The 15952-nt window shown below is 52.3% G+C and carries 13 protein-coding genes; 6 read left to right on the top strand and 7 right to left on the bottom strand.

Annotated features, from left to right (window positions below):
* Positions 1 to 87 precede the first annotated feature (87 nt).
* Genes SH668x_RS07255 through SH668x_RS07240 form a run of 4 tightly spaced genes read left to right on the top strand, consistent with a single transcriptional unit; the run spans position 88 to position 3749 of the window.
* Positions 88 to 720, top strand: coding sequence for a CerR family C-terminal domain-containing protein (locus SH668x_RS07255; protein WP_437188030.1), 633 nt, complete (start codon positions 88 to 90; stop codon positions 718 to 720).
* Positions 717 to 1859: an ABC transporter permease gene (locus SH668x_RS07250; protein ID WP_437188029.1), complete on the top strand. Its 1143-nt coding sequence runs from the start codon at positions 717 to 719 to the stop codon at positions 1857 to 1859. The genes SH668x_RS07255 and SH668x_RS07250 overlap by 4 nt, the downstream gene beginning before the upstream one ends.
* Positions 1856 to 2656, top strand: a complete 801-nt coding sequence (locus SH668x_RS07245) for an ABC transporter ATP-binding protein (protein ID WP_437188028.1) — start codon at positions 1856 to 1858, stop codon at positions 2654 to 2656. The genes SH668x_RS07250 and SH668x_RS07245 overlap by 4 nt, the downstream gene beginning before the upstream one ends.
* Positions 2649 to 3749: an HlyD family secretion protein gene (locus tag SH668x_RS07240; protein WP_437188027.1), complete on the top strand. Its 1101-nt coding sequence runs from the start codon at positions 2649 to 2651 to the stop codon at positions 3747 to 3749. The genes SH668x_RS07245 and SH668x_RS07240 overlap by 8 nt, the downstream gene beginning before the upstream one ends.
* Positions 3750 to 3789: 40 nt before the next feature.
* Here the strand turns inward: SH668x_RS07240 and SH668x_RS07235 are convergent, their stop codons facing one another.
* The 4 genes from SH668x_RS07235 to SH668x_RS07220 all read right to left on the bottom strand — a co-directional run bounded on the left by SH668x_RS07235 (position 3790) and on the right by SH668x_RS07220 (position 7825).
* Entirely contained in the window at positions 3790 to 4581 is a 792-nt protein-coding gene (locus SH668x_RS07235) for an SDR family NAD(P)-dependent oxidoreductase (RefSeq protein WP_437188026.1), read from the bottom strand.
* Between the two features lie 94 nt (positions 4582 to 4675).
* On the bottom strand, positions 4676 to 5179 hold the full coding sequence (locus SH668x_RS07230) for a GAF domain-containing protein (protein WP_437188025.1): 504 nt from the start codon (positions 5177 to 5179) through the stop codon (positions 4676 to 4678).
* 78 nt (positions 5180 to 5257) lie between these two features.
* Positions 5258 to 6196 carry a M20/M25/M40 family metallo-hydrolase gene (locus SH668x_RS07225; RefSeq protein ID WP_437188024.1) on the bottom strand — a complete coding sequence of 313 codons (939 nt, stop codon included), beginning with the start codon at positions 6194 to 6196 and terminating at the stop codon, positions 5258 to 5260.
* Between the two features lie 30 nt (positions 6197 to 6226).
* Positions 6227 to 7825, bottom strand: coding sequence for a DUF4153 domain-containing protein (locus tag SH668x_RS07220; RefSeq protein WP_437188023.1), 1599 nt, complete (start codon positions 7823 to 7825; stop codon positions 6227 to 6229).
* Between the two features lie 9 nt (positions 7826 to 7834).
* On the opposite strand from SH668x_RS07220, the gene SH668x_RS07215 reads away from it, so the two are divergent.
* On the top strand, positions 7835 to 9049 hold the full coding sequence (locus tag SH668x_RS07215) for a serine hydrolase domain-containing protein (RefSeq protein ID WP_437188022.1): 1215 nt from the start codon (positions 7835 to 7837) through the stop codon (positions 9047 to 9049).
* A gap of 200 nt (positions 9050 to 9249) precedes the next feature.
* On the opposite strand, the gene SH668x_RS07210 is transcribed toward SH668x_RS07215, so the two are convergent.
* On the bottom strand, positions 9250 to 12084 hold the full coding sequence (locus tag SH668x_RS07210; protein WP_437188520.1) for a 2-oxoglutarate dehydrogenase E1 component: 2835 nt from the start codon (positions 12082 to 12084) through the stop codon (positions 9250 to 9252).
* A gap of 316 nt (positions 12085 to 12400) precedes the next feature.
* Between SH668x_RS07210 and SH668x_RS07205 the strand changes: the two genes are divergently transcribed.
* Positions 12401 to 13441: a dihydrodipicolinate synthase family protein gene (locus tag SH668x_RS07205; protein WP_437188021.1), complete on the top strand. Its 1041-nt coding sequence runs from the start codon at positions 12401 to 12403 to the stop codon at positions 13439 to 13441.
* A 102-nt stretch (positions 13442 to 13543) separates the two neighbouring features.
* On the opposite strand, the gene SH668x_RS07200 is transcribed toward SH668x_RS07205, so the two are convergent.
* Both SH668x_RS07200 and SH668x_RS07195 read right to left on the bottom strand, forming a co-directional pair.
* On the bottom strand, positions 13544 to 15349 hold the full coding sequence (locus tag SH668x_RS07200; protein ID WP_437188020.1) for a pilus assembly protein TadG-related protein: 1806 nt from the start codon (positions 15347 to 15349) through the stop codon (positions 13544 to 13546).
* Between the two features lie 96 nt (positions 15350 to 15445).
* Entirely contained in the window at positions 15446 to 15943 is a 498-nt protein-coding gene (locus SH668x_RS07195; RefSeq protein WP_437188019.1) for a TadE family protein, read from the bottom strand.
* Positions 15944 to 15952 lie beyond the last annotated feature (9 nt).

Below are 15952 nucleotides of genomic sequence, written 5' to 3'. Positions count from 1 at the left end.
GTGATTCGAGTTGACACTCGACACCCACTTTATATAGAACCAATTAAAACAAACGTTTGTTTTAATCAGCCGGCTGGGGAGTCCGCTGTGGATGACACGCGACTACGCCTCTTGAACTCCGCTGGAGTGACTTTTGCCGAGCGCGGCTTCGAATCAGCGACGATTCGCGACATCTGTGCGAGAGCCGGCGCGAACATCGCAGCTGTGAATTACCACTTCGGGGATAAGGAGCGGCTGTATGTCGCGACACTGCAACTCGCAGCATGCGAGAGTGGTTCTCCACCTCATTTTGAGTGGCCTTCAGGAACACCACCCGAAGACAAAATGCAGGGCATTCTGCGACACTTCATTACGCTTATGCTCGACAAAAATCGTCCGGAGTGGCATCTCAAGTTGATGATGCAGGAGATGATCACTCCATCGAATGCCTGTGTCGAACTTGTCGAGAACTACATCCGAGCAATCTTTTCTCAAGCGGTCGAAGTTGTCCGGGAACTGCTTCCGGATCAAACCCCGCAGCGAGATATCCATCTGATGACATTCAGCATTGTTTCTCAATGCCTGCACTACCGCTATCACCAAGTGATATCTCGAATTTTGATTGGCACTGACGACTACAACGAACTTCTCAATCTCGACTTGCTGGTTAAGCACATCTTTCAATTCAGTATTGCTGGAATCAGAGGCTACGTGGCTCGAACTACGGAGTCACTCAGATGAACTGGCTCGCTTGGAAAATGTTGACTGGAGATCCGACGAAGTATCTCGGGATCGTTTTCGGAGTCGCGTTCGGTTCTCTGCTGATTGCACAGCAATCGTCCATCTTCGTTGGACTCATGCGAAGAACCTCCAGCCAGATCATCGATGTCACCGAAGCCGATCTCTGGGTCATGGATCAAGCACAGCAGAATATCGATGAGATCCGTCCGATGCCGGAAACGCGACTTCATCAAGTCCGCGGAGTTCCCGGAGTGGAATGGGCCGTGCGACTCTACAAGGGGCTGGTTCGCTGCCGGACAACAGACGGGAATTTCCGGCAATCCATTCTTGTTGGGGTAGACGACACCTCACTGGTGGGTGCTCCCCGCAAAATGATCATGGGTGACATTCAGGCGTTGCGACGGCCAGACGGCGTCATTGTCGATCAAGCGGGCTATCGTTTGTTATTCCCCGGACAACCACTGGAAACGGGAAGAACTCTCGATATGAACGACCGCCGCGCCATCGTAGTCGGCATCTGTGACGTCACGCCCCCGTTTCAGACCTTTCCGGTCATTTACACGAGATACAGCCAAGCGACGTTGTTCATTCCGCCTGAACGGAACTCGTTGTCATTCATACTCGCGAAAGCCAGACCCGGAGTGAAACTGGACCAACTCTCCGACAAGATCACTCAGCGAACTGGCCTGAAATCCATGACCTGGGACGAGTTCTTCTGGTACAACGTGAATTACTATCTGACCAACACCGGAATCCCCGTGAACTTTGGAATCACGGTCACTCTAGGCTTCGTCGTTGGTGCTGCCATCGCGGGGCAGACGTTCTACCTGTTTACAATTGAAAACCTGAAGCAGTTCGGCAGCCTCAAAGCGATGGGAGTCGACAATCTCCATCTGGTCGGCATGATTTTCTTTCAGGCAGCAGTCGTTGGGTTGATGGGGTTCGGCATCGGAATTGGGCTCGCATCCTCGTTTTTCGAAATCATGGAATTGTCCGGCCAGGCCGACTTACGAGGGATGTATGTCCCGTGGCAGGTCATCGCACTCAGTGGAGGAGCGGTCGCTCTGATCGTGTCCATCTCTGCCCTGCTCAGTATGCGAAAGGTGCTCTTTCTGGAACCAGCGATGGTGTTCAAATGAGCGATCTTCCGACGTCAGGCCAAAACCGCCCCTCGATCAAAGAGTCTCTCGCGTCGCCTCAGGAATACGCCGTGATCTGCCAAGGCGTCACCAAGGAATTCGGCACTGGGGAGGCTCGGGCTCGCGCGCTTGCGGGGATCGATCTCGAGATCGAATATGGATGTTTGACGTTGCTGGTCGGTCCCAGCGGATGCGGCAAAACCACGCTCATTTCCATCATGGCGGGACTTCTTGATCCGACAGACGGTGAGGTGACGTTACTTGGACGTTCAAGGAAGGAACTTCGTGGGAACCGATTAGTGAAATTTCGAGCAGAAAACATTGGTTTCGTTTTTCAACAGTACAATCTGCTCCCTTCCCTGACCGCTTCAGAAAATGTCGCTGTCCCACTGATCATCCGTGGTGTGAACAGACTGAAGGCGGTGTCGAAAGCACGTGAATTGCTGGATGCCGTCGGACTCGGCGAACGAACCGAGAGCTATTCCAACCAACTTTCCGGGGGACAGCAACAACGAGTTGCGATCGCTCGTGCGCTCATCAACGAGCCCCGCTTGCTGGTCTGTGATGAACCGACCGCTGCGCTGGACGCCCGGTCTGGCCGAAATGTGATGGAACTTCTTCGCAAGACCACAGTCCACCCCGATCGAGCGGTCATCGTCGTCACCCACGACAACCGAGTTTATGACTTCGGAGACAGAATCGTTTCCATGACCGATGGCAGAATCGAAAAGATTGTTTCGCAATCACCCCAATCCAACAAATCGAACCCGGATTCTGAATCGGTGACTCATGCGTAGTTATATTCTCCCCGTCATTGCCGTCCTGATGATCGCGTTTGCGGCAAAGCATGTGTTGTCCCGACAGGTACCCATTCAACAAGGAACACCCCCAAATCCTCCACCCGCATCATCCAGTGGTGAAGTCGTCGCCGGAGCGGGGATCGTCGAACCTTGCTCCGAGAACATCCTCATCGGTTCAAATCTGACAGGAGTTGTTCATCGGGTGTTTGTTCGTGTTGGTCAACAGGTCGCACCGGAGACACCTCTCTTCGAACTCGACCCGCGGCAGATTGAAGCAGACATCGCGGTCAAGAAGGCTGCTCTGATCGCTGCCGAATCTGAATTGAATCGATTGAATCTGATGCCAAGACCGGAAGAAATCCCTCCTGTCGTCGCTCAACGAAAACAAGCGGAAGCATTTGTCGCTGAAATGTACGATCAGGCAGAACGCTTCCGCAAATTACGTGCATCTGGAGCATCAACAGAGGAACAGGTAGTCAGCAGCCAAACCAAACTTGCCAACGCTCAGGCTGCGTTGGAATACCGAATTGCCGAAGAGAAGAAAGTACTCGCTGGCGCATGGGACGCAGAAAAAGCGGTCGCGCAGGCCAAGATTCGCAGTGCCCAGAGTGAAGTTGATCAACTCGACACAGAATTAAAACGGAGTACAACGACCGCCCCACGGATCTCGGTTCAAGGGAAGGAATCCAAACTATTGGAAGTCCTGCAGGTCAATGTGCGACCGGGCGAATACATCACATCGACTACCGGGAATGGCATCATGGTTCTCGGTGACACGAGCAAGAAATACATCCGGGTCGATATCGATGAACACGACATCCCTCGCTTTAATCCCAAATACCCGGCAACTGCCATTGTTCGTGGAGAAAACAATCATCGATTCCAACTCGCCTTTGTGCGGGTCGAACCGTATGTCATCCCCAAACGATCGCTCACGGGAGACAACAGGGAACGAGTGGATACGCGAGTCCTGCAGGTCATCTATGAAATTCAGGATGACCCCGCTGCGCACACCGTTTACGTAGGTCAGCAGATGGATGTTTTCGTAGACGTGGAATCCGAGTCGCAGGAAAACTCAACAACGGATTGAGCTTTCAAGACCATCTGCGATTAAGGCGGCGTCGAGTAAGTCACTTCAGTCGTCTAGGTCGCACAGCCTGCCCTGCACATTTCGCTGCAAACCAGCGAGGAATCAGACGCGGGCCGTGTGTCAGTAACGAATTCTTGACTCCATCGACGATCAGGCTGCGTTTTTTATCGAGCCCATTGAGTGCCGTCGCGACCACCTGCTCCGGACTTCTTGCAGGTCCCAGTGCTGCTTCTGGCGCAGAAGCCCGATCGAAAAGTTGTGTCGACGTTGTCCCGGGGCACATTCCCATCACAACGACATTCCGACCGCGACATTCTTCCCAAAGGGCAACAGAGAAATTAATCACGAATGCCTTAGTCGCAGCATAAACCGATAAGAAAGGAATCGGCTGGAATCCAGCAACGGAAGCGATGTTGATCACTCCTCCTTTCTTCCGTTGCAGCATTCCAGGGAGAAACGCATGCGACAGCCCAACCAGAGAAACAACATTCACCATGATTTCAGCCTGATCCTGATTCGGATCAATCTCTTCAAAGGGGCCGTGTGTCATGATTCCGGCGTTATTCACGAGCAGGTCTACTTGAAGCCCCTTCTGAGCAACGGCCTGAGCGAGGTCAGTCGATGCGTTCGGGCTGCTGAGATCGGCAACGATCACGTCAATCCGAACACCATGTTTGTCAGAAAGCTGCTGGGCGAGTTCTTCAAGGATGTCGCCAGATCGAGCGACCAAAATCAATGCGGTTCCACGAGCAGCCAAGGCGTGCGCGAACGCTGCCCCAATTCCAGATGAGGCTCCGGTAATGAGTGCTGTGCTGCCGTGATAAGGGAACATTGAATTCCTTTCCAATGAATCGCGAATGGAACTGATCTGGATTACGTATGGTGACGAACCGCAGGGTTTCTCACAACGCGACATTCCCACAGATTCAGATGCAGTTCAAATCTGAACTCGCCAGAAAGATTCGAACGATCTCCGCCAGCCCATCGGCATCAACGTCATCGAATCGATTGAGAACTGGACTGTCGAGATCCAGCACTCCGACGCATTCCCCGTTGAGAAGAAGCGGGACAACAATTTCCGAGCGGGATGCGGAATCGCACGCAATGTGCCCCGGAAATGCGTGAACATCCGGGACCAGGATCGTTTCGCGGCGAAGAACCGCGGTTCCGCAAACTCCTCGTCCGACCGCAATACGCACACAGGCAGGCTTCCCCTGAAACGGCCCTAAGACGAGTTCGTCCCCTTTGAGAAAATAAAATCCGGCCCAGTTTAGTTGCGGCAGCATCTGGAAAATCAACGCAGAGCAATTAGCTGAATTCGAGATCCAATCGGACTCGCCGTCGACCAATCCTTCTAACGCAACATGCACAGAGGCGTAGAGCTCCTCTTTGGAAGCATGCACAGTCGAGTCGTCCAATCGAAATGACACAGCCAATCCCTCACACTGTTAAATGCCCCAATATTGAGAGCCCGTTTCGCCTCAACTCATCGTCATCAAAAGAGAGTTTCACAGAGGCGGCTCGACGTTTTCGGACTTACCCGCACGCTGCTTTCGCTCGCCCGCCAGAAACCGGATTGCTCCGCTAATTCCCCGAGTGACCTGCACCATTCTCGGGTAATCAAGTGTCTCGGGAGTGTCAGTTTCCCGATGATAGTTGGCGTTTCTTAAATAACTGGTGTCGGTCAACATGATGGCCGGGAATTGCTGGTCCCAGTAACTCGCATGATCCGATCGCCGAATGTCCGAGATTTTTTCAGGAAGCGGAATCGAAAACAACGGAAACCGGCAGGCCCGTTTGAAACCAAGCCGAAACTTCATGAGTAACCACATCGATTCCAGATTGGAAACTGAAGCGAGAAAATTGCCTTTTTTAGGGAAGGCCCATTCCAACCATTTTGGTATTCCCGGAGGGAGTCGCTGGCTGTTGGGTTCATCGGTGTAATAGCCAAGCATTTCCAGACAAAGCATTCCTACGATCTTTTCATCCTGAATGCGACACCGTTTTGCATTCAGCTGACTCCCCATCTCACCTAAATCGTAGTGAGGCGGTTCTTCACAAGGAAAAAAGACGAACCGCACTGTCCGATCAAAGTCGTTTCCGACAAGTTCTTTTGTGAGTTCAAGTAGAACCGCGACAGCAGACGCATTGTCGTCAGCACCGGGGGTTGTCGGAACCGTGTCGTAATGCGCACCGACAATCAGCACTTGCTCTGGTCGAGTTGTCCCCAAGCGTTCTACGATGATGTTCGCGACTTTGTGGCCACTCGCTTCGTACTCTTCATGTTCGAATCGACAGCCAGCTTCTTCGAGGATTTTTTCGATCAGCCCCCGGGTTGCAGGAATACTCCCCGCCTTCTTCAAATGCCTGGATCCGATGACACCTGCCAAATAGTCAACATGCTGAAACAGGCGTTGTTGGAGCTCCTGATCCGAAATGCTGACCATGTTCGCCTCGAACTGAGTGATCGTGAATTCCTAGTACCACTGAAATGAATAGCGTGCAAAATCGGACCATTTCGAACCTGACATATCTGCCGAATCGAGTTCATCAGCATACTGCTGAGCGACCTCGCGAAATCTCCGTTCGGCAATCTGAAAATCTCGCAACGTCTCATTAGACTCGCTAGAAAGCTCCAATCGAGTCTGAGCCAATAACACCCGAATGCCATCCCGAATCACCTGATTGTCGCATTTCAGGAGCGGAAAGAGCATCAACTTTCCTTCCACGGAGGTTAAGTGGTGGGCGATCTGCACACTTGGCTTGGGATTTCCTGCAAGTACCTGCCGAACATCGTAGTTCATCACAAACGCATCCACCGGCAGAACAGCATACGAATAAATCGCAAACAGCAACGCCAGAAGTTGATTTCTCACAAGCCATCCAAAACTGTAACGCTTCCAGATTTTCACTGCGACGAGAATCAGCCCTGCAGCCACGGCAGCAATCCCCAGCAGCCCGAAGACACGCATTCGGGTCATGCCATTGAAGTCGATGTAAATAAACATTCGATTCACGACAGCGACCACCAGCAACAAGTTGAGCCCCCACCAGATCATCCCAAGCCGACGCAAGTATGGTAATCTTGGATCCTGAAATGTTGGTCCCTGAAAGATCGCAGAAAAGGTCAGCGTCGCTACTCCTAACGCTACCGTCAGCCAGAAGGCACCCTCGTGTGCGTATCCCGCATAGTAAAACCCTTCAGGGAAGGTGCGTGTCCACATCGTCCAGAATTCAAAACAAAGGTAGCCTGCAAACAGTGCGATCAACGTCATGAACGTGTTTCGATATGCAGGATAAAAGGCCGTACGCATTGTTTCATTCCCAACGGTCGGATCGATCGGTGCGGGAATCAGAAAGCGGCTCGATACCCAGGGTCGCAACATTGCCGCTGCAATCCAGAACATGGCAATCCAGAAAGCCAGTCTCATTGGAGTATCAATAATTTCACTGAGCCAGCGATTGACGCGTTCAACAAGTTGACGCAGATTTTCGCTCAACCAATTCACGATATCCGGATTTGCCATCACAAAGATGACCCCAAAGAGGATTGCTGCGAACAGGGGAAGCACCCACTGCAGGACGACAGCCATTCTCGGGACACGAACCAATTTCCCCACTGAGACTCGAACATTTTTCTCATACTCCAGCGTCGCACGAGTCCCTGATGGAATCAGGGTGAACAGGTAATACCAGAGGTTTCCAGCTGATACTCCGACTCCTGCCATACTCAGCGAAAGTGCAGCAAGAAGTGTGAGGCCGCAAACAACCGCTAACAGGTGTCCGCACCACAGCAATCTCATCGCAATGAAGACGGCCATCACAAGAATCAAAGCTGACCGTCTGAACTCACCTAATCTCTTGCGAAACGTTCCGAACACGATCACTAATGACGCTAGAAAAATGCCAATAGCGACGCCGGCATAGCCGTTCATTTGCCATAACGAAAAGTCAGCGATCGCCGTTATCAGAAACAGTGAAATGAATTCTTCCAGTCGCACCCGCGGATAAACGCTGGACGGGGCATACACGAATTCTTCGCCTACCGGTTCAGGATTCTTAGGCACCGAACTCATGATTGGATTTTGATCCACGATTGTGCCATTCTAATCGTTCAGGGAACCTTCGCTCCGGCCACGGTCGAGAAGCCACTCCGTTATAACCCTGAAACGAAAGTGAACCCAGTGATTCAACTGCAGCGGTTTCTTTATTTCCAGTTTATTGCGATTTTGTTCCTTCACGTATGCTTTGCGACCTTCACCTTTGCTGAGGACCGGCCAGAACCGGAACTCAACCTCACAGAAAAAATTGAATCACTCCTGAAGTCGAAGTGCGAAGAAGATCATCTACCGAGCGTATCGGTCGCGGTCGTGCAAAATGGTGCGACGATATTTCGCGGGGCGCAGGGGATGGCGAACCTTGAACTCAACGTCCCAGCCACAGTCGAAACCGTTTATCAGCTGCAATCTGTCACAAAGTCATTCACCGCGACTGCGATCATGATGTTGATCGAGGAAGGAAAACTCTCTCCCGATCAGCTTATCAGCGAGCATTTCGCAGACACGCCAGAGAGTTGGCGGGAAATCAAAATCATTCATCTCCTGCAGCATACTTCAGGCTTGAAAGACTACATTAACGACCCCACTCAGAGCCTGCGACTCGAGGTGACTGACGAAGAAGTCTATCAAGCCGCCGCCAAGCGTTCGCTGAACTTTCAGCCCGGCGAGAGGTATGAGTACAGCAACACGAACTACCATTTGCTTGCGATGTTGATCCGAAAACTCACGACTAAGACGTATAGCGAATTTCTTCAGGAACGTGTTTTTGCTCCATTGAAGATGGACGACACATGCGTACTCAGTTTATCGAAACTGATTTCGCAGCGTGCAGCCGGCTATGAGTGGACTGAAGAACAATTCCAGAACGGCCCGTTCTATGCGGAATCGGTTCTGGGCTACGGGGGCGGAGGACTCATGTCCAACGTCGTCGATCTTGTAAAATGGAATCAGGGGCTCGACTCGGGAACGATTTTGAAACCTGAATCACTGGAAAGAATGTGGACCCGCGGAACACTCAATGACGGAACACAGTCCAGATACGGCTTTGGCTGGGTTATCGCAGACGTCCAAGAGAAACGGATCGTTACTCACAGTGGCATGCACAGCACGGGATTCTCAACGACGTTCCTGAAGTATCCCGATGATCAAGTCACCGTCATCGTCCTCGTCAACCGGGTCGGAGTGAATACAGAGAAGATTGCCATCAGCATCGGCGATCTCGTATTTCAGCACTCCAAATAGATCTGAGTACCGACAGCGATCATGATCAGCGGAGACCACTTTGGGTCGCTGCAACAGCAGTGGTTGGATTGACGTTCCCCGCGAGACCCGTGTGCTTTCCGGATCCGGAGTCACGCGAACAATCATCGCGATCAAAAAAAGAGCGGCACAACAGATTGTGCCGCTCTTCATCATTCTACGGTGTTGGTCACGATCCTTGTTCAGACAGTGACTTCAACTCCCTTTTCACACTGGCTGAACACCTCTTCCAGAAGACGTTCCTGTTCGCGTCGATGCGCCTTGTTCGATCCAGTCGCAGGACTTGCAGATCGATCTCGACTGAACCGCTCGATATGGAACCGCTTCAGGAAGCGATCGCCGAAGCGGGCACGGATATACGGCCAAGCACCCATATTGGATGGCTCATCCTGAACCCACATGAATGGAGTCTTGCTGTCGAGGTCAGCGAAGAATTTCTTCAGGGTGGCTGATGGGAACGGATAGAGTTCTTCGATCCGGATGATCATCACTCCCTTGTAATTTCCTTCACGACGACGCTCGATCAGGTCGTAGTAAATCTTTCCACTACAGACGATCACCTGCTTGACCCCTTCGAACGACTCGAAAGTGTTGTCAGGGATGAATCGCTGGAATTCTCCGCCTGCAAGCTCTTCCAGGCTGGAGACACAGTCCTTGGACCGCAGCAGACTCTTCGGTGTCAGAATCACAAGCGGCTTCTTCCACTTGCGAAGCAACTGCCGACGCAACAGATGGAACATCTGAGCTGGAGTGGTCGGCTGACAAATCTGCATGTTGTCTTCAGCAGCCGAGAGGAGGAACCGTTCGAGTCGAGCACTGGAGTGCTCTGGTCCCTGCCCTTCGAATCCGTGAGGCAACATCATGATCAGTCCGCTCAGGCGATTCCACTTGTCTTCTGCACTGGCGATGAACTGATCCATGATCGGCTGCGCCACGTTGAAGAAGTCTCCGAACTGGGCTTCCCAGATCACGAGGCCTTCAGGGCAATCGAGGCTGTAACCGTATTCGAATCCAAGGACACCAGCCTCGGAAAGCGGGCTGTTGAAGATTCGGACAAGACTTGGATCTGTCGCCACGTTCAACATGGTGTTGAACGGCTCGCCGGTGCTGGCGTCGTACAGGAAGGCGTGTCGATGACTGAATGTTCCGCGTCGAACATCCTGCCCGCTGAATCGGAGTGGTCGCCCCTGGTTCACAACGCTTCCAAAGGCAATCGCCTCGGCAGCACCCCAATCCAAAGGCTCTTTCCCGTCGGCCATGGCCTGTCGAAGTTCGAGCAATCTCACAATCTTCGGATGCGGCGTGAACCCTTCCGGAACCTTTGTGAGTGACCGGAGAAGGTCCGACACTTTCTCAATCGGCAAGCCTGATTCCGGGTGATCGGCCTCAGTTGCAGGACCACCCTGGTACCCCGACCAGACTCCACCCCACTGCTCAAGGCAGCGGATGTAATCATCGCGACGAGCTTCTGTCAGCTCGTTTTCCAGTTTCTGGCGACGCTCTTCGACCAGATTTTCAGCTTCCTCGCGGGTCACTTCATGCAGAGTTTCCAGACGTTCAAGGTATCCTGAGTACACGTTCGCGCGTTTGCGAATTTCGTTGTACATGACAGGCTGTGTGAACGCTGGCTCATCCCCTTCGTTGTGTCCACGGCGGCGGTAGCAGTACATGTCGATCACCGCGTCACGCTGGAATCGCTTTCGGAAATCGAGCGCCAGATGCAGCACCTGCGCGACAGCTTCCGGATCTTCTCCATTCACATGGAAAATTGGAATTTGCAGCAACTTGGCAATGTCGGTCGCGTACTGCGTTGAGCGGGACTCTTCCGGAGAGGTCGTAAAACCAATCTGGTTGTTCACGATCACGTGGATCGTTCCACCGACGGAGTACCCTTCCAGTTCGCTGAGGTTCAGCGTTTCCTGAACGATTCCTTCTCCAGCAAACGCTGCGTCCCCGTGAATGAGCAGACACGCACCGTGTTCGCGGCGGTAATCTTTGAACCGGTCCATCTTTGCGCGAACGCGGCCCATTGCAACTGTGTTCACATACTCAAGATGGGATGGGTTAAAGCACAACGAGAGGTGAACAGTGTTCCCCTTGGAAGTGCTCCAATCCCAGCTGTATCCCAAGTGGTATTTGACGTCACCACCGCCCAATATGTGCTGGCTATCGGTTTCGTCAAATTCTCGAAAAATCGCTCGCGGATTTTTCCCCATAATGTTCGCAAGAACGTTCAGGCGACCACGATGTGCCATCCCGATGATGACTTCCTTGGTCCCCTCGTTTCCAAGCTTCTCGATTGCCATATCAAGAAGCGGGATCAGACTTTCCGCCCCTTCGAGTGAAAAGCTCTTTGCTCCGGGGAACTTGCGTGCAAGGAATTCCTCGAAGACAACCGAATCCGCAAGTCGTTTGAGAATACGAAGTTGCTCATCTCGCTCAAGGCGAATGCGGTTTGCGGTCTCTTCCATGCGCTGTGCCAGCCACAGACGAACCTGCAAGCTGTCAATATGCATAAACTGAGCGCCGATTGACCGGCAATAGGTCTTCTTCAACCAGTCGATCACTTCGCGAACGGTTGTGGTTTCTTCACCCCCAACCCAAGCATTCGGAAGCTTGCGATCGAGGTCTGCCTCTTCAAATCCGCAATATGCGGAATCGAGTTCTGGGGGACTGGGGCGTTGCTTCCCAAGTGGATCAATTTCCGCCAAGATGTGTCCACGGACTCGATAATTTCGAATCACCTGTTCCAAACGCTCTTGCAGCGCAGCATTTTGTGGCTGTTCGGGTACACGATTCGGAATTGCAAGCTGAGGAGTTTCACTGACCGTCAAACTTGGGGGATTGAAAATACTGTAAGCAGGAAATGGGACTCCCCCTGTCCAATCAGTCGTTCCCTGCGGTCCCTTCGTCTCGAAGTTGTCGAAGTACTGTCTCCACTCAGCTGAGACGCTCCCTGGCTGTTCGAGATATTTGGCGTACAACCCTTCAACAAACTCGAGGTTTTGGCTCGACAACGGATCAGATTCAACCGACACAGCAATAACTCCAGATTCAGATGCAGTCCGTTCGCAAGACGGCTTTACCAAGTCCGGCTTCGAACACATGCCATTGAAAGCCAACACACACATACAGCCTAGGAATATTAGGCAATCCGCAGATTTTCGGAACGTACAGTTTCACGATATCCAAAAATCTGCAATGAAATGCGCAAAAATAATCCCATAGCTCCCACATCGCCCGCAAAACCTGCCAGTGAAAACTTGTATCACAGCTTCTTGATTGGCAATGCCGACATTTAATTGTGTCCAGTTCCCCTAAGTGAATCGAAAAATGACCAACCAGAATATTGATTCTCGCAAATTGCGAGGAGTCTTCACACCAAATCTCGTCCCATTGGACTCGCGCGGCGAAATTAACGAAGCAGAGCTTCGGCGGTACGTCGAATGGCTGATCGAACGCGGTGTCCACGGGCTCTACCCGAACGGTTCCACTGGCGAGTTTACTCGATTCACAATGGAAGAACGACGCCGAATTGCCCAGATCATTGCAGACCAAGTCAAGGGGCGAGTCCCCATTCTCGCTGGTGCTGCAGAGGCAAACGTCCGTGAAACCCTCGCAGCCTGTGAATTCTACGCAGACCTCGGTCTACGGGCGGTCGCGATCGTTGCCCCCTTCTACTACAAGCTCAGTCCACAAAGTGTCTACGCGTACTTCCGCGAGATCGGACGCAACACCCCAATCGACGTAACTCTCTACAACATCCCGATGTTCGCGAGCCCAATCGACGTACCAACGCTGCAACGTCTGAGCGAAGAGTGCGAGAGAATCGTCGCGATCAAAGACTCTTCGGGAGATCTTTCCCACATGATCCGGATGATTCAGGCAGTTCGTCCGAATCGCCCAGATTTCAGCTTCCTGACGGGTTGGGATTCCGCGCTGATGCCGATGTTGCTCGTCGGCTGCGATGGTGGAACGAACGCCAGTAGCGGTGTCGTCCCCGAAGTGACCCGCCGACTCTACGAATTAACCGTCTCAAACCGCATTGATGAGGCGCGTACTGTTCAGTACGACCTGATCAAGCTCTTCGACACGATGATTTATCAGGCTGAATTCCCGGAAGGCTTCCGCGCTGCGGTGAATCTCCGTGGATTCAACATGGGACGCGGACGCCAACCGATGTCCGACGAACAGATTTCGGACCTGTCCAATCTGAGCAAGACACTGCAATGCCTGCTTTCGGAACACGGGTTTGCAGATCAACCAGTCAGCGGTTGCCCGCTTCCACAGTCCCGAAATGGGCAAGGTGGCGATGTCAATCACATCGTCAAGAGCGTCGTCACTGAACTGAAGCGACGCGGGATGATCAACTAAACGTGATCCAGAATTGAAAAGAGCCGTACATTTGAATGTACGGCTCTTTTTGTTTGCACTGTCGTCAACGAGCGATGCAAGGATCGCCACGTCTCCGATTAATCAGCTTCCTTCTTCATTGAGCAACTTCGCTGGGGGAACTTTCGATGCAATGTCACGGAATGCCTTGAGCATCTCTGCTTCCATTACTTCAGCACTGGTCCCACCGGGAACGTACAACGTGGTTCCTCTTCCGATCCATGAAATCGCCCGCAGCAATTCCACATCGGCACCTGCTCCCACACCGATCGTATGGAGTACGAACCCTTTGTCTGCAGCTTCCTTGGCCTTGAAGAGCACGTACCGCTTCTGAACATCGGTCGTGTAGTAGTCCCGAGCCCCGTCGCCATCATAGTCGAACAGCCCGTTCCAATCCCAAAGGGCAGGAAATATAAATCCAAGGCCGACATCCATCGTATTACTTTGACCATCGGTCATGAGGAGAATCGTTGGCTGTGCTCCTCCTCTTAACTCCCGCTCGAGAAGGCTGGTCGACGTCCCGAGTCCTCCTCCCATGTTCGTTGCTGCAGAGTAGTAATTACACTGCTTAAACTTCATCAGGTTATTCACCGCCTGGTAATTTCTACTCACCGGTGATGAAGTGATGTCGACTTTGGGAATCGATGAATCGTACCGATCGTTGAGAACGCTCTCGACGCGGTGACTCGAGTCGTAACTCACCATTCCAATCCGGTCATCAAAGGACAGGTCTTCCAGAAAATCACAGAGAATCTGGTGCCCGAGTTTGATGGCGGCAAACGGATACAGCCGGCTGCGAATCAAGTACGGTGTTGAACTGTAAGACGAGTTGGTGAAGATGGTGTAGTTCAAGAACGTCAAACCACCGTACATCTTCCGATATCCAGCATCTGCAAGCTCGGAGTTGTTCTTGCAGTGATTGTAGTAGTCGGTCCAACTTCCACCTGGATATGGATACGACGAAGGGAGATTGAATGCAGCTCGAAAGTTTGTCACGTTGTCCGAGAGCGTCTTGCTCACGGTTCGATTTGTCGACGGGTTCAACACCGTTATTGTGACACTTGTCGCATCGGAATTGGCAGAAACCGTCGCACTTCGGGTTGTCCCGGAATAGTTGTAAGTCTTCGATCCACTTCCCGACGAGAGAACAATTCTGCTGATATTCGTCGTGGAAGTAATGTCGACCTCTTTGCCGCGGAATGTCGCATCTGTCGTTGAATTTGAAGTATTGTCAACAACAGTCAGATACTGAGGTTCGAATGAAAACCCGGACGGCTTCACCGTCAAATCATCCCACGCGGTGCGAAGATTCTCGACGATCAGTGACTTGGCCAGCTTGGTCGAACCATCGTCATCTGAAAAATGACTATCGAAGTTCATCGAACGTGAGAAGTCGTGACAGACGACAATATCGCGAGCCTGAACGTAAGCGATGGCATTGGTTTCGATCGACTTGAAGCCCACCCCAACAGCCTGACCGAAGAAGAACCGAACGCGACCGCCACGGCCATCATCGTCTCCATTACTTCGCCGTGCTGTCACTTTGACCGTGTTGGCAGGACGCGCCCCCCAAGTCGTGACCCACTGCTTAGTGGACGAGTTATAGACGCGCTGCCCGAATTCCACTCCGTTGACAGGGTCAACTGTGATACCACTCAGGCCTGCGACGTACTTCGCTGTTTGCCTGGCGGATTCGAGCGCATATCCCGCAGGATCAGCAGTTCCCGCGGGCGCCTTCATCACAGCCTCAGTAATTTCCTGTGCAGCCGCTAACGCTGCCGCGTCGACAGCGTTCTGCATGCGTGTTTTTTGCACCTGCAAAAATCCAACGTCTACGCTCACCGCGGCAGCAGCCAGTAGTCCAATCATCAGGACGACTGCCAGGACCATGATGCTTCCGCGTCGGTCCGAGGTTCTTGAAAAATGGCTCGGCCCGCCCAATGTAACCAAACTTCTGGTTTTCATTTTAATTCCGATAAATGTAAATTAACTCGAAAGAGATGTGCGTCCCAATCGGAACACGACAGTCGAATAAATTCTCTTCCCTGCCATAAATTTCGCAAACAAGCCGACATCCTTGTAATCCACCGATGCTGTAATCCGGTAGTACTTGAGGTAGTTTGCTCTGTCTTGCAGATCGAAAGTCTTCCCCACATCTGGCCCGTCAGCATGTGTGATTTTGATATCGATCTTCGAAGCATCGACTCCGCTTGCGATCAACAAATTGCGAATGTCCTTGTCAACCTTTTGGTTTGCAGTCCACCCCGTGGGGAGGACGTCCATAATCTCAGCAGCAGCAGTCCTTGCGCCCTGGCGGATCGCGCTGGAGATCTTTTCTGAAACTTCCAGAGCTCTGGACATTTCAGCGATCCCCATCACGATGAGCATGAACACGGGAAGGACGACAGCAAGCTCGACAATCGCGATACCGCTTCGTTCTTCACATGCTGCTGGAATTTCATCGCGAACCGTTCTGCGTAACATCTGTTCCAT

It is taken from the genome of Planctomicrobium mucosum (genome assembly GCF_051466335.1).
Taxonomy (GTDB): Bacteria; Planctomycetota; Planctomycetia; order Planctomycetales; family Planctomycetaceae; genus Planctomicrobium.
This window is presented reverse-complemented; position numbering and strand designations above follow the sequence as displayed.

Coding starts and splice junctions, on each gene's coding strand:
- SH668x_RS07250 (WP_437188029.1), top strand. CDS start 717: ATGAACTGGCTCGCTTGGAAAATGTTGACTGGAGATCCGACGAAGTAT.
- SH668x_RS07245 (WP_437188028.1), top strand. CDS start 1,856: ATGAGCGATCTTCCGACGTCAGGCCAAAACCGCCCCTCGATCAAAGAG.
- SH668x_RS07240 (WP_437188027.1), top strand. CDS start 2,649: ATGCGTAGTTATATTCTCCCCGTCATTGCCGTCCTGATGATCGCGTTT.
- SH668x_RS07235 (WP_437188026.1), bottom strand. CDS start 4,581: ATGTTCCCTTATCACGGCAGCACAGCACTCATTACCGGAGCCTCATCT.
- SH668x_RS07225 (WP_437188024.1), bottom strand. CDS start 6,196: ATGGTCAGCATTTCGGATCAGGAGCTCCAACAACGCCTGTTTCAGCAT.
- SH668x_RS07220 (WP_437188023.1), bottom strand. CDS start 7,825: ATGAGTTCGGTGCCTAAGAATCCTGAACCGGTAGGCGAAGAATTCGTG.
- SH668x_RS07205 (WP_437188021.1), top strand. CDS start 12,401: ATGACCAACCAGAATATTGATTCTCGCAAATTGCGAGGAGTCTTCACA.
- SH668x_RS07200 (WP_437188020.1), bottom strand. CDS start 15,349: ATGGTCCTGGCAGTCGTCCTGATGATTGGACTACTGGCTGCTGCCGCG.
- SH668x_RS07195 (WP_437188019.1), bottom strand. CDS start 15,943: ATGTTACGCAGAACGGTTCGCGATGAAATTCCAGCAGCATGTGAAGAA.